Origin of the sequence: Pseudomonas sp. Kh14 (genome assembly GCF_900291005.1) — a bacterium.
Lineage (GTDB): Bacteria > Pseudomonadota > Gammaproteobacteria > Pseudomonadales > Pseudomonadaceae > Aquipseudomonas > Aquipseudomonas alloputida.
On record NZ_OLKJ01000022.1, the window covers coordinates 1 to 13,026 of the forward strand.

The 13,026-nt window shown below is 63.4% G+C and carries 13 protein-coding genes; 6 read left to right on the forward strand and 7 right to left on the reverse strand.

The annotated features are described in order from the left end of the window. The 4 genes from FQ668_RS09575 to FQ668_RS09590 form a co-directional block, all read left to right on the forward strand. Nucleotides 1-91: IS3 family transposase (locus tag FQ668_RS09575; RefSeq protein WP_144180057.1), on the forward strand; the 91-nt coding region annotated here is incomplete at its 5' end. A 283-nt stretch (nucleotides 92-374) separates the two neighbouring features. Then, on the forward strand, nucleotides 375-1,562 hold the full coding sequence (locus FQ668_RS09580; RefSeq protein WP_010953581.1) for a porin: 1,188 nt from the start codon (nucleotides 375-377) through the stop codon (nucleotides 1,560-1,562). A 140-nt stretch (nucleotides 1,563-1,702) separates the two neighbouring features. Further along, nucleotides 1,703-2,866 (forward strand): nitric oxide-sensing protein NosP, encoded by a 1,164-nt coding sequence (gene nosP, locus FQ668_RS09585; protein WP_014591394.1) that lies wholly within the window; start codon nucleotides 1,703-1,705, stop codon nucleotides 2,864-2,866. Next, entirely contained in the window at nucleotides 2,835-4,733 is a 1,899-nt protein-coding gene (locus FQ668_RS09590; protein WP_014591393.1) for a NahK/ErcS family hybrid sensor histidine kinase/response regulator, read from the forward strand. Before nosP ends, FQ668_RS09590 begins: the two co-directional genes overlap by 32 nt. A gap of 45 nt (nucleotides 4,734-4,778) precedes the next feature. Here the strand turns inward: FQ668_RS09590 and FQ668_RS09595 are convergent, their stop codons facing one another. From FQ668_RS09595 to FQ668_RS09625, 6 genes are all read right to left on the reverse strand, one after another. After that, entirely contained in the window at nucleotides 4,779-5,444 is a 666-nt protein-coding gene (locus FQ668_RS09595) for a response regulator transcription factor (RefSeq protein ID WP_003254108.1), read from the reverse strand. Between the two features lie 54 nt (nucleotides 5,445-5,498). Continuing rightward, nucleotides 5,499-6,059: a PQQ-dependent catabolism-associated CXXCW motif protein gene (locus FQ668_RS09600; protein ID WP_014591392.1), complete on the reverse strand. Its 561-nt coding sequence runs from the start codon at nucleotides 6,057-6,059 to the stop codon at nucleotides 5,499-5,501. A gap of 274 nt (nucleotides 6,060-6,333) precedes the next feature. Next, nucleotides 6,334-7,125 (reverse strand): ABC transporter permease, encoded by a 792-nt coding sequence (locus tag FQ668_RS09610; RefSeq protein WP_010953586.1) that lies wholly within the window; start codon nucleotides 7,123-7,125, stop codon nucleotides 6,334-6,336. Further along, nucleotides 7,122-7,862, reverse strand: a complete 741-nt coding sequence (locus FQ668_RS09615; RefSeq protein WP_014591391.1) for an ABC transporter ATP-binding protein — start codon at nucleotides 7,860-7,862, stop codon at nucleotides 7,122-7,124. The genes FQ668_RS09610 and FQ668_RS09615 overlap by 4 nt, the downstream gene beginning before the upstream one ends. Then, entirely contained in the window at nucleotides 7,859-8,848 is a 990-nt protein-coding gene (locus FQ668_RS09620; protein WP_019436706.1) for a YVTN family beta-propeller repeat protein, read from the reverse strand. The genes FQ668_RS09615 and FQ668_RS09620 overlap by 4 nt, the downstream gene beginning before the upstream one ends. A gap of 30 nt (nucleotides 8,849-8,878) precedes the next feature. Further along, nucleotides 8,879-10,072, reverse strand: a complete 1,194-nt coding sequence (locus FQ668_RS09625; RefSeq protein ID WP_019436705.1) for an ABC transporter substrate-binding protein — start codon at nucleotides 10,070-10,072, stop codon at nucleotides 8,879-8,881. Between the two features lie 150 nt (nucleotides 10,073-10,222). Here FQ668_RS09625 and FQ668_RS09630 point away from each other — a divergent pair, with 150 nt between their 5' ends. Together FQ668_RS09630 and FQ668_RS09635 are read left to right on the forward strand one after the other, a co-directional pair. Then, nucleotides 10,223-11,497, forward strand: coding sequence for a histidine kinase (locus FQ668_RS09630; protein ID WP_019436704.1), 1,275 nt, complete (start codon nucleotides 10,223-10,225; stop codon nucleotides 11,495-11,497). Further along, nucleotides 11,497-12,135: a response regulator transcription factor gene (locus FQ668_RS09635; protein ID WP_003254098.1), complete on the forward strand. Its 639-nt coding sequence runs from the start codon at nucleotides 11,497-11,499 to the stop codon at nucleotides 12,133-12,135. The genes FQ668_RS09630 and FQ668_RS09635 overlap by 1 nt, the downstream gene beginning before the upstream one ends. Before the next feature lie 203 nt (nucleotides 12,136-12,338). On the opposite strand, the gene FQ668_RS09640 is transcribed toward FQ668_RS09635, so the two are convergent. Then, the gene (locus FQ668_RS09640) at nucleotides 12,339-12,998 is read right to left on the reverse strand and encodes a pentapeptide repeat-containing protein (RefSeq protein ID WP_019436703.1); all 660 of its coding nucleotides are present in this window, start codon (nucleotides 12,996-12,998) and stop codon (nucleotides 12,339-12,341) included. Nucleotides 12,999-13,026 lie beyond the last annotated feature (28 nt).

The following is a 13,026-nucleotide window of genomic DNA, read 5'->3' on the forward strand; positions in this document are numbered from 1 at the left end:
TGAGTACATTCACTACTACAACCATGATCGCATCAAGCTGAGACTCAATGGCCTGAGCCCTGTGGAATACAGGGCTCGGGCTGTAGCTTAGAACTGTCCAACTTTTGGGGGGCAGTCCAAATTGTGGGAGCGAGGGCGAGCCCGCGAAGGGCCGCAAGGCGGCCCCGGTTCATTCAATCGTATTGATACCCGCCTGCCACTCCTGCCTGAGCCATAAGTCTCGAACCAGGACCCAAGCAGGTACCGGGACCAAATCACCGGGCCACACCCTCCCGCCCCAAAGCACTCGCCACCCCACGCCAAAGCAGCGTTTCTGGCAGTTTGCCCCCTTCTGATAATCGCCTCCGACATCCCGTCCCCGTTTGGAGCGCGCCATGCACAACAACAATAAGCACCTGCCGCCTCGTTTTCTCGCAGCCGCCATCGCCAGCTTTTCTGCGCTTGGCCTGAGCAGCGTCGCCGAAGCCGAGATCATGCTGTACGACAAGGATCAGACGACGTTTTCCACCGATGGCTATATCAACGCCTTCTACGTCAACAGCGAGGTCGACCGTGAGGGCGAGCAGTTTGACCGCCGCCAGTCGCGGGTGAAGATGGGCTTCTTGCCCAACTACCTAGGCTTCAACATGGGCAAGCAGGTGGATGACCTGAAGCTCGGCGCGCGTGCCTCGTTCTGGGTAACCATCAACGACAGTGAAACCAACGGCACCGACACCGCCATCGACGTGCGCCAGTTCTATGGCACGGTGGCCAACCCCGAGTGGGGCGAGGTGCTGATCGGCAAGGACTTCGGGCTGTTCGCCCGTTCCAACATCCTGCTCGACGAACTGCTGGCCGGCTATGGCCAGGTCAGCGACACCCTGGGGCTGGTGGACGGCGGCGGGGTGTCGTTCGGCAACATTGGCAGCGGTTACCCATACCCGTTCCCTACCTCACAGATCACCTACCGTACGCCAGTGATGGAGGGCCTACGGGTGGCGGTGGGCATCATGGACCCGGTGGACACCAACGACAGCAGCCCGACCGGAAAGGCCTACCAGGAAAACCCACGCACCGAGAGCGAGATCACCTACCAGTTCGACCTCGGTGGCGCGCAGATCTACAGCTGGGTCAACGGCAGTTACCAGACCTCGGACAATACTGACTCCACGGTAGAAACGATCACTTCCAAGGGGGTGGGTTACGGGGTGCAGGCAAAGATGGGCGGCTGGTCGCTGACCGGCTCGGGGTTCCAGGCCAAAGGCATCAACCCGTTCTTCACCAACAATGCCGGCGAACCGGTTTTGCGCAATGTCGACAGTGATGGCTACCTGCTGCAGGGCTCGTACAAGTTCGGCAAGAACCGCGTGGCGCTGTCCTATGGCAAGACCAAGGACGATGGCAACGGTGCGGTTGGCAGCGGCGCGGACTACGAGACCCGGGGTGTGGCGCTGTTCCATGACATCAACGACAACCTGAAACTGGTTGCCGAGTACAACCAGTTTTCCATCGACGGGCATGACACCAGTGCGCAGAACGAAGACACCGATACCTTTGCGGTGGGCGCGGTGTTGACCTGGTAAGTGGCCGGGGCCGCAACGCGGCCCCGAATGACGCGGTCTTTTACGCCCATGGAACCGCCCACCCGCTACCCAAGTAGCATTCGTCACCCGCCACCCGCTCCTTAAACTGATCACTCAGCCACCCCGTGCCGGAGACCACGATGCAGCAGGCTCATAACGACGGTGTGGTCAGTGCCATGTCTCAGGCTACCGACGCACGGCTGGCCGCTCAGGACCTGGCGCGGCAGTTGCTGCACCCGCACCTGGGTTTCGTGTTGTTCTTCTGCTCCGCCGAATACGACTTGCAGGCTTTGGGCGAAGCATTGGAACAGGACTTTGGCGGCATACGCCTGGTCGGCTGCACCAGCGCCGGTGAAATCACCCCGCTGGGCTACGGCCGCAATTGCGTGACGGCGGTGGGCTTCGATCACCGGCACTTTTCGATCGCCACCGCGTTGATCGATGAGATGGAGCGCTTCAGCCTGATCGACGCGCAGCAGATGGTCGAGCGGCTGGTCGGCACCTGCCGCAGCAATACCCTGGCGCCAATCAAGGGCCACAGCTTTGCACTCACGCTGCTCGATGGCTTGTCCAGCCGCGAGGAGATGGTGCTTGCCGCACTCAGCGCAGCACTGGGGGATATCCCGCACTTCGGCGGCTCGGCCGGTGACGACAATTACCTGAACCGCACCCATGTGTATTACGGCGGTGCATTCCACAACGGCGCAGCCGTGGTGGTGCTGGTCAACACCTGGCTCGACTTCGAAGTGTTCACCACGCATCACATCCTGCCGCGCCAGGAAAAGCTGGTGGTAACCGGTGCCGACAGCGCCCAGCGCCGGGTTTTCGAACTGAATGCCGAGCCGGCGGCCGAGGAATATGCCCGCCACATCGGTGTGCCCGTGGCTGCGCTCGATCACCGGGTGTTCGCCGCCCACCCGCTGGCCGTGCGCATTCATGATCAGTACTACGTGCGGGCGATCCAGCAAATGCACCCTGACCTCAGCTTGAGCTTCTACTGCGCGGTGGAGAACGGCATCGTGCTCACGGCCATGACCCCGGGCCCGCTGTTGCCGAACCTGCACCAGCTGTTCGATGGCTTGCACCAGCGTCTCGGACCATTGCTGCTGACCATCGGTTGTGATTGTTTCCTGCGGCGGCTGGAACTGGAGGCCCATCACGGCCTGGAGCCGGTCGGCGCGTTCCTGCGCGAGCAACGGGTGATTGGCTTCAACACCTACGGAGAACAGTTCAATGGCATGCACATCAACCAGACCTTCACCGGGGTCGCCATTGCCCGCAACCGGCCTCCTGTCGGTCGCTGAACTGCAGGCCGAGCTGACCCGGCTGCAGCATCAGAACCACAAGCTGCAGCGCATCAATGACGCACTGATCGAGCGCATCGAGTCGGGCGTGACCCGGGGCAACGACCCATACGCCGCGTTCCAGCATTCGGTGGTGCTGGCCGAGCAGGTGCGCGAACGCACCGATGCGCTGAACCAGGCCATGGCCGAACTCAAGGCGGTCAACCGGCTGCTCAGCGAGGCCCGGCAGCGGGCCGAGACTGCCCACCAGCACCAGATTCGTCTGATTACCGACAACGTCCCGGCGTTGATCGCCTACCTGAACGCCGATCTGGTCTACGAATTCACCAACAAGGTTTACGAAGAGTGGTATTGCTGGCCGCATGGTGTGATGCTGGGCCAGAGCCTGCGCGAGGCCCACAGCGAGCAGCATTACCGGCGCCTGGAAGGCTATGTGGCGCGGGCGCTGGCGGGGGAGAGCGTAACGTTTGAATTTGCCGAGACCAATATCAACGGCCAGGAGCGCTATATGCTGCGCTCCTACGTGCCGAACCGCCTGGCCAGTGGCGAAGTGGTGGGCATCTTCGTGCTGATCCGCGACATCACCGAGCGGCGCAACACCGCACAGGCGTTGCACCAGGCGTATCAGCACCTGGAGCAACGGGTGCGCGAGCGCACTGCCGAACTGACCAGTCTCAACGACCAGTTGTTGCGCGAAATCGAAGAGCGCAGCCAGGCCGAGTCGCGTCTGCGCGAGGCCAAGCGCGAGGCCGAGCAGGCCAACCTGTCGAAAACCAAGTTCCTGGCTGCGGTCAGCCATGACCTGCTGCAACCGCTGAACGCGGCGCGGCTGTTCACCAGTGCGTTGCTCGAGCGCGACGAGCCGCAAAACGCTGCCCACCTGGTGCGAAATGTCAGCAATTCGCTGGAGGATGTGGAAAACCTGTTGGGCACCCTGGTGGATATTTCCAAGCTCGATGCCGGGGTGATCAAGGCCGATGTCGCCCCGTTTGCCCTCCACGAACTGATGGACAACCTGGCTGCCGAATACGCCCAGGTAGCGCGTAGCGAAGGGTTAGAGCTGCATTTTGTGGGGTGTTCTGCCGTCGTGCGCAGTGACATCCAGCTGCTGGCACGCATCCTGCGCAACCTGCTCAGCAATGCCATCCGCTACACCCGCAGCGGGCGCGTGGTGCTGGGGTGCCGGCGCCAGCGCGGTGGCGTGCGGATTGAAGTATGGGACAGCGGCATCGGCATTGCCGAAGAACACCTGGAAGACATGTTCCTGGAGTTCAAGCGGGGTGATGTGCAGCGCCCGGACCAGGACCGTGGGCTGGGCCTGGGCCTGGCAATCGTGGAGAAGATCGCCGGCATCCTCGGCCACCGGATCCGCGTGCGTTCATGGCTGGGCAAAGGCTCGGTGTTCGCTGTCGAGGTGCCGCTGAGCGCCACTGCACCCAAGGCCCAGCCGAGCCAAGTGATCTGCGAGCCGATGCTCGAACGCCTGCGTGGGGCGCGGGTGTGGGTGCTGGATAACGATGCGGCGATTTGCGCGGGCATGCGCACCTTGCTGGAAGGTTGGGGCTGCCGGGTGGTCACTGCGCTGTCGGAGGAAGACCTGGCGCGCCAGGTGGACAACTACCACGCCGAGGCCGACCTGCTGATTGCCGACTACCACCTGGACAACGACTGCAATGGTGTCGACGCCGTAGCGCGGATCAATGCCCGCCGTGCCCAGCCGCTACCGGCGCTGATGATCACTGCCAACTACAGCAATGATCTCAAGCAGCAGATTCGCGAGCTGGGTCACACACTGATGCACAAGCCCGTACGGCCGATGAAGCTCAAGACGGCGATGAGCCATCTACTGGCCAGTGGCGTGGCATAGCGGTTGGCCGCTTCGCGGGTTGACCCGCGAAGCGGCTGGAACAGGTCAACGGCGCAGATAATCAGCAAAATCGATATCGCCGGCACTGAGGATGGCTTGTACCCGGTTGTGCACATTGAGCTTGCGCAAGATCGCCGAAACGTGGGCCTTGACGGTGGTTTCGGCGATGTCCAGCGTGTAGGCGATCTGCTTGTTCGATTCGCCTTTGGTCATGCGCTCGAGCACCAGCAGTTGCTTGCGGGTCAGGGCCTGGAGCATTTCCGGCGGGAAGCTCGGAGCATCGTTATGGCGCCGGCTGGTACTGCTTTTCTGCGCGCGGATGATGTCTGGTGGCAGGTAGACATTGCCATTGAGGATCTGCTCGATCGCTTCGATCATCTGTGAGCGTGGCGACGACTTGGTGATGAAACCCACGGCACCGTAGGTAATGGCCTGCAGCACGATCTGTTTTTCCTGCTCGGCCGAAACGATGACCACCGGCGTGGTCGGCGCCTCGTTGCGCAGGGTGATCAAGCCATTGAGGCCGTGCATGCCGGGCATGTTCAGGTCGAGCAGGATCAGGTCGAGGTCGTCATGCGCCTGGGTCAGGGCCAGGGCGCTTTCAAGGTCGGCGGTCTCCATGACCTCGCTGCCCTGGAAGCCATCGCTGATGACGTTGTGGATGGCTTCGCGAAACAGGGGGTGATCGTCGGCAATCAGAATTTTGTACATGGCCTTTTCACCTTGTTTTTATTGGATGGAGCGGGGCACGCATACGCAGGCATTTCAGGGGAACGGCACCGGTTGTGCCGGCTGCAATGGCAGGTTGGCTTGCTGCCAGGCATCCAGGCCGTCGCGGTACCAATACAGGTTGTTATAGCCCAAGGCTTTCGCGCGTTTTACCGCGTTCCAGCTTAACCAGCAATCGGAGCGGCAGTAAAAGACCAGTGGTTGGTCGGGGTGCCCGGCCGTGGCTTTTTGCAGGTTACGCACGAAGTAGTCCTGCCATGCCGGGCTCAGTTCGCCGTCGCCGGTGTTGGCCAGCCACAGGCTGCCGGGGAGGTTGCTGTGCGGTTCGTCTTCTATGAAGCGACCTTGCAGCCATTGACGGCGATAGACGTCGATCAGCACCGGCCGGGGCGTCTGGCCCAGCAGGCCTTGCAGTGTGGCGGTGTCGATGACCTGGCCGCCTTCGACCTGTTGCGGGGTCGGGCTGCGGTAGTGCGTGGTGCGATAGCCGTCGGCGGAGAACAGCGGCGCCGTGTCAGCCTGGGCGATACCTAGCGTCAGGCTCAGCGAAAGTACCGCCATCAAAGGGCGTGGCAGCCGGGGCAGGGCACGTGGCATGGCGGTTTTTCCTTTTTGTTATGGACTCATTACATGCCAGTGGCGGTGCTTTGTGAATGCGACGATAGACAGTAAATGCAGTACTAAAGTAGTAGATGGCCGGGCGCCTGAAGGCATGGAGACGCCCTAGGTGTGGGAGCGGCCTTGTGTCGCGAAAGGGCTGCGCAGCAGCCCCGGCAATGTGTGCGGTGCAGCTGAAATCTAGGGGCCGCTTTGCGGCCCAATCGCGACACAAGGCCGCTCCCACACACTATCCGCGTTGCACGCCAGGTTTTCAGCGCGGCTTGCGCAGCGCTGCATGCTGGGGGTTGAAGGTGAGGATCGCCAGCAGGGTGAACAATGCGGTCAACCCCAGGCACACCGCCAGCGCCAGCAGGTTCAACCGCTCATAAAGTGCAAACCGCACCAGCTCTACGGCATGGGTGAACGGGTTCACAGCACACAGCCAGTACAACCACTGGCTGGCCTCGCGCATTTTCCACAACGGGTACAGCGCCGACGACAGGAAGAACAGCGGGAAGATCACGAAGTTCATCACCCCGGCAAAGTTCTCCAGCTGGCGGATGGCGTTCGACAGCAATAGCCCCAGGGCACTGAGCATGAAGGCCACCAGCAGCAACGCTGGCAGCGCCATCAGCAAGCCTGCAGCCGGTGGCTGTACCCCGTATAACCAGGCGATGGCGAGGAAGGCATAGACTTGCAGCAGGGAAATCAGCGAAGTTGCCAGCAGTTTGCTGCCTAGCAGGAACGGGCGTGGCAGCGGGCTGGTCAGCAACACGCGCATGCTGCCCATCTCGCGGTCGTAGACCATCGACAGCGAGCCCTGCATGCCGTTGAACAGCAGAATCATGCAGGCCAGGCCGGGGATGATGTACACCTCGTAGGGGATGTAAGTGTCGTAGGGCTCGATGATGGCAATGCCCAGCGCTGCGCGAAAGCCGGCAGCGAACACCAGCAACCACAGCAGCGGGCGCACCAGCGCGCTGAGCAGGCGTGTACGCTGCAGCACGAAGCGCAGCCATTCGCGCAGCATGATGCCGTTGAAACATTGCCAGTAAGCGTTCATCGGGCGTTGGCTCCTGAGGGGGCGTTGGTCAAGCGGGCAAAGGCGTTATCGAGGTCGCCGCCGTGCTCAAGGCTCAGCGCATCGGCCGTGCCACTGGCCACCAGGCGCCCCTGATGCAGAATCAACAGGTCATCGCTGGGCTGCACTTCGTCCAGCAGGTGAGTGGCCCACAGCACACTGAGCTGCTGCTCGCGGCACAACCGGCGCAGGTGCTGGTTAAGCGCCAGGCGGCTGGCCGGATCGAGGCCGACGCTGGCTTCGTCCAGCAGCAGCAGGCGCGGTTCATGCAGCAGCGCGCGGGCAATTTCCACCCGCCGCCGATGGCCGATGTTCAGCTCACGCACACGATCGCGCCGGCGTTCGCCAAGGCCTTGGCGGGCCAGTTCGGCTTCGACTCGGAGGTTGCTCTGACGCCGTGACAGGCCATGCAAGGCGGCGTGGTAGCGCAGGTTCTGCTCAACGCTCAGGTCCAGGTCCAGGGTGCTTTGCTGAAACACCACACCCAGCTGGCGCAAGGCCGGGCGTGCAGCGTTGCGTAGCGAGCAGCCGCACACGCGGATGTCGCCATGCTGCAGGTCGTACAGGCGCGTGAGCAGGGCGATCAAGGTCGACTTGCCGGCACCATTGGGGCCCAGCAATGCGGCGAAGCGCCCGGGTGCCAGGCTGAAACCGACCTGCCGGAGTGCCTCGCGCTGGCCATAGGCAAAGCTCACGTCACTGACGTCGAGGGCATTCATGGTGTCACCACCACGCCCCAGGGGTAGCGCCCGACCTTCACCGACTTGAGCACTTTGAGCTGCTTCGCATCGATGACCGAAACGTCACCGCTGACACCGTTGGTGGCCAGCAACTGGCTCTGATCCGGGGTGAATGCCAGCTGCCAGACCCGCCGCCCGACCAGCAGGTAGTCGAGCACATCAAAGGTCTTGGCATCGATCACCGCCACGTGGTTGGCCGGGCCCAAGGCGACGAAGGCGTACTTGCCATCGGCGGTGAGCTTGATGCCCACTGGCTGGACTTTGTCCGGGTGCACGCCCTTGATCTGGAAATTCAGGGTTTTCAGCACCTGGCGCGTGGCCACGTCAAGTATGGTCACCGTGCCGCCGATTTCTGCCGAGGCCCACAGGCGCGAACCGTCTTTGCTGAACTCGACGAAGCGCGGGCGCTGGTCGACCAGCGTGCTGTCGGCCAGGGTCTGGGTGCTGGTGTCGATCCAGTGCAGCATGTTGGTGGTTTCGCTGGTGTTGACCGCCCACTTGCCGTCGGGGCTGACCGCCATGCCTTCGGGTTCGATGCCGACTTCGATCTGCCCGAGCACCTTGTCGGTGACGGTGTCGATCACCGTCACCAGCGCATCGTCCTCGTTGGACACATACAGCCAGCGGTCGTTGGGGTGCAGGGCGAACTGCTCGGGGTCCTTGCCGGAAGGCAGCTCCTTGATGATCTTGCGGGTGGCCACGTCCATCACCTGCACCCGGTCCGAATCGCTGGCGCAGATGTACAGCAGCTTGTTGTCGTGTGACAGCAGCAAGCCACGCGGGCGCTGGCCCACCGGCAGGGTTTCGGTGACTTCCAGCGTTTGCAGGTCGATCAGGCTGAGGCTGTTGTCCTTCTCGTTGGAGACCCAGGCGGTGGCAGCCATGGCGTGACTGCTGGCCAGCGCCAGGGCGCCCGACAGCAGGCTGGGGTAAAGCAGGGCCCGGTGGAAGAGGGGGCGGCGCATGGCGGATTCCTTATTGTTGTGGTTGTCGGGTCAGGGGTAGCTACACGTCACTTCGGGCTTGTCATAGCCCAGGCTGTCCATTTCGTTGAAGGGATGCAGGAAGCCCTCCTGCGGCGAGGTGCTGACCAGGGCGCGGGGCTGAACCAACGGGATTGGCTGGCGCAGTTCGCCGTTCCACGGGCGGTAACTGAGCTTGCGCCCCTTGAAGCCGTCCAGCGGCAACTGCTCGCTGAGCAGCAGTTGCTGAACCGCGCGAGGTTCGGACAGGCGCAGCTTGCTGGCTGCACTGGCGACACTGCGCACAGCCATCCAGGCGGCGAAGTCACGGTCATTCATCCAGCGCCCGGCCTGGGCCTCGAAGCGTTTTTGCAACTGCGCCGCCCCAAAGGTTTCCACCGTCTTGTGCCAGCCCGTGGGGGTCAGGCCCTGGGTACCGGCCACCGGGCGTGGATACCACGTCTGGTAGGGCAGGTACTCCCCGAAGTCACCGCGCTCGTCTGCCACCAGCACCACGTCGTACTCGGCAGTCTGGGTGAACAGCGGCATGTCGGCCTGGGCGCTGCGGCGCTGGTCGTTGTCGAAGGTCCAGGTTTTTTCCGCGACCAGTTGCACGCCAAAGCGCTTCATAGACCGGCGTAGGGCAGCGGCGTAAGCCTGGTCGTCCGGGGTCTGGCCGACCACCAGCAATGCCCGTTGCCATTTGCGCAGCACCAGGAACTGCGCCAAGGCGTCGGCCAGCATGGCCCGGCTCGGCAGGCTGTGCAGGACATTGCCCAGGCACTGGCTGCTGCGCAGGCTGTCGTCGGGGCTGCCGGCGTTGAACAACAGGCTGTCGGGCAGGGCGGCAGACAGCGCACGCAGGCTGGCGGCCGGGGCATTAACCACGAACAGGCGCAGGCCTTGTTCATGCTGGGCCCTGGCGGCTTGCAGCAGGGCCTCAGGGCTGTCGACATTGGCGCTGGTCAGCTGAAACTGCTGCTTCAGGAAGCGCCCGGTGCTGTTGCTGTCGACAATGGCCAGTTCGGCACCTTGGAGCCCGGCATCGCCGGGTTCGGGGATGACATTGGACAGCAGCGGGCCAGCGGCGGGGCGATAGCCCAGGTAGCCGATGTGTATCTGCAGCTGGGCTGCGGCCTGGCCCTGAGCGGCGGGCGCCAGGGGCGTAGCCAGCGTTGCGGCCAAGGCCAGCAGGCAGGTCAAGGCAAGGTGGGCAGGCTGGCGCATAACACACTCCACGGCAGATGGCGCCAGCATAGGAAGCCCGCCGGGAGGGGGGAATATGCAGAAAGTAGCGCTCGGCCGGTACCAAGGTAGTAATTCAGTGCGGGGGCCGCAGTTTTACGATGGTCCACAACGGCCTGAGGAGAACCGCTTGTGCGCCTTGTCAACTTGTCGGCCCTGTGGCGAGTCAACCTCTGGGTCACGTTGTGCTTCGCCTTGGTGACGCTGGCTTGTGCCGGGGTGCTGTTGCATCAGGCGGTGGCCGACGTCGAACGTGAGTTGCAGTCAGCCGAAGCCGTGGTGGCATACCTGGGCGACACCGCCGAACGCGACCCGGCAAACCTGCAGCCCGGCTTGACCAAGAGCCTGCGCCATGTGCGGGTGCATTGGCTGGCAGCGGGTGAGGTGCCAAGGCTGCCGCAAGAGGCCGGTATCGATGCCTGGCTCGGCCGCCAGTTGTTCGGCGAGCGCTACCACAGCAGCCGGCTGCTGGACTTGAGTGATGGCCGCCGCGTGTTGATTGCCGTGGATGCGCGGGATGAAATCGATGAAGTCTGGGACTCCCTGCAACAACTGCTTGGCGTTTGTGGCCTGGCGTTGTTGCTGAGCTTGCTGACCATCCGCTGGGCGGTACGGCGGGCCATGGGCCTGCTGGATGAGCTGCTGGGGGCCTTGCACCAGGTCTCAGGCGGGCAATTGACGGCACGCCTGCGCGAGGCCGGCCTGCCGGAAGTGCGCCAGTTGGCCAAACACTTCAACCGCATGGCTGCAACCCTGGAGCAGGCCCAGGCCGACAATGCCCAGCTGACCCAGGCCCTGCTGGCGGTGCAGGAGCAGGAGCGTACCCAGCTGGCGCAGACCCTGCACGATGATCTGGGGCAATACCTGGCAGGCATGCGTGCCCAGCTATGCCTGCTGCGTATGGTGGCCGAGGAGCCAGAAGTGGTGACCCAGACGGTGCAGGCCCTTGAACTCAACTGCGAGCGCCTGCAGCAAGGTTTTCGCGCGCTGGTGCACAACCTGTATCCGGTGGCGCTGCACTACATGCCGCTGGCCGAGGCCTTCGGACTGTTGGTGAGCCAGTGGCAGGCCACCCAGGGCATCGAATGCCGGTTGCGGGTTGGCGAGCACTTGCCGGCGCTGACTGGGCCGAGCAGAACGCATTTGTACCGCTTGCTGCAGGAGGCGTTGACCAACGTCGCCCGGCATGCCGGTGCCAGCCAGGTGCGGGTGCGCCTGCAGCGCAGTCCCAAGGGCTTGCGCCTGTTCATTCGCGACAACGGCTGCGGCGCCCACCAGCCCCAGCGCCCAGGGGTAGGCCTGCACTCGATGGCCGAGCGCGCCCGCAGCCTTGGAGGGGAGTTACGCATTTTCAGCCGCCCGGGCGGTGGCTGGGCGCTGGCCCTTAACATTCCCGAGGAGGTGTGATGAATATCGTGTTGGTCGATGACCACGCCGTGGTGCGCCAGGGCTACGCCAGCTTGCTGCGGGCGGTGCTGCCATTGGTGCAGGTGCGTGAGGCCGCCAGTGGTGAAGAGGCGCTGGCCAGGGTACAGGAGCAGGTGCCCAACCTGGTGATCATGGATTTTGGCCTGCCTGGTATCAGTGGCCTGGAAACCACTCGCCGCCTGCGCCAGCGCCTGCCGCAGTTGCGGGTGCTGTTTTTCAGCATGCACGACGAGCTGCCGCTGGTGCGCCAGGCGCTGGATGCGGGGGCTTCGGGCTACCTGACCAAGAACTCGGCGCCCGAGGTGCTGATCGAGGCGGTGCAGCGGGTGTTGGCTGGGCATGCCTACATCGAGCAGCCCCTGGCCACCCAGCTGGCTTGCCTGTCACAGCAAAGTACCAGTGACCCGCGGTTGCAGCGCATGACCCAGCGCGAACTGGAGATATTCACGATGCTGGCCAAGGGAACCCCGGCGCGGGTGATTGCCGAGCAGTTGTGTATCAGTGCCAAGACCGTGTCCAACCACCTGACCTTGCTCAAGAGCAAGTTGCAGGTCAGCTCGCATGCCGAGCTTGTGCATTTGGGGATTGATCTGGGGGTGGTGCGGGTGGCGGGGTGAGGTATTTCATTGCACCTGTTGGGGCTGCGTCGCAGCCCACCGAGCACAACGTAATGAGTCCACCCCCGACATGTGTCCACCCCCGATCTGTGTGTAGGAGCGGGTTTACCCGCGAATACGGTGGCGGCTGCGACGGTGAACGGCAGGTGGAAATTGGCCAGCAGGCCCGGACCTTCGCGGGGGAACCCGCGCCTACAGACCTCTCATTTGTCCCAGGTTTCAGGGCACCCCTTGCACCCCTCCATGTTGGCCTCCTGAAAATTCCCGTAATGCTGCCGCGCCCCGCGCAAATCGGCGCGTGCCAGGTTGCTCTGGCCAAACTTGGCCTCCTGCAGGTTGGCATCCCCCAGGTTGGCCTCTTGCAGGTCAGCCTTGCTCAACCAGGCCATCTCCAGGTCCGCCGCCTGCAAGTTGGCCTGCTGCAGCTTTGCCCCGGACAGCCTGGCGAACTGCAGGTAGGCTGCGCGCAGGTCCGCCTTTTCAAACTGTGCGCCCTGGGCGAACAAGCCCCAGCCTTGAATGGCCACCAGCCTGCTGTTGCTCAGGTCAGCCAGGCGCAGATTGCTCTGTTGCAGGCTGGCGCGGGTCAGGTTGGCACCTTGCAGGCGGGCTTTTTCCAGATTTGCCAGGTCCAGCTGGGCATGACGCAGGTCGGCATCGCGCAGGTCGGCAGCGGCCAGGTTCATCTTGCGCAGGTCCTGGTTGGCCAGGTTGGCGCCGCGCAGGTTGACGCCCGGGCACTGGCTGGCTTCGGCTATCACGCAGCCGTTGATGGTCAAGGGGGTATCGTTGCCGGCGTCGTCGGCGTTCACTGCCAGGGCAGGGGATAGCGCCAGCAGCAAGGTCAAGGGCAGGTAATTCATGGCAAAAGCCTCCGGTCAGGAGAAGGGC

Excerpts from the sequence above, each read along its gene's own strand:
- FQ668_RS09580 (WP_010953581.1), top strand. The coding sequence starts at position 375 with ATGCACAACAACAATAAGCACCTGCCGCCTCGTTTTCTCGCAGCCGCC.
- nosP (WP_014591394.1), top strand. The coding sequence starts at position 1,703 with ATGCAGCAGGCTCATAACGACGGTGTGGTCAGTGCCATGTCTCAGGCT.
- FQ668_RS09595 (WP_003254108.1), bottom strand. The coding sequence starts at position 5,444 with ATGTACAAAATTCTGATTGCCGACGATCACCCCCTGTTTCGCGAAGCC.
- FQ668_RS09600 (WP_014591392.1), bottom strand. The coding sequence starts at position 6,059 with ATGCCACGTGCCCTGCCCCGGCTGCCACGCCCTTTGATGGCGGTACTT.
- FQ668_RS09610 (WP_010953586.1), bottom strand. The coding sequence starts at position 7,125 with ATGAACGCTTACTGGCAATGTTTCAACGGCATCATGCTGCGCGAATGG.
- FQ668_RS09615 (WP_014591391.1), bottom strand. The coding sequence starts at position 7,862 with ATGAATGCCCTCGACGTCAGTGACGTGAGCTTTGCCTATGGCCAGCGC.
- FQ668_RS09620 (WP_019436706.1), bottom strand. The coding sequence starts at position 8,848 with ATGCGCCGCCCCCTCTTCCACCGGGCCCTGCTTTACCCCAGCCTGCTG.
- FQ668_RS09625 (WP_019436705.1), bottom strand. The coding sequence starts at position 10,072 with ATGCGCCAGCCTGCCCACCTTGCCTTGACCTGCCTGCTGGCCTTGGCC.
- FQ668_RS09635 (WP_003254098.1), top strand. The coding sequence starts at position 11,497 with ATGAATATCGTGTTGGTCGATGACCACGCCGTGGTGCGCCAGGGCTAC.
- FQ668_RS09640 (WP_019436703.1), bottom strand. The coding sequence starts at position 12,998 with ATGAATTACCTGCCCTTGACCTTGCTGCTGGCGCTATCCCCTGCCCTG.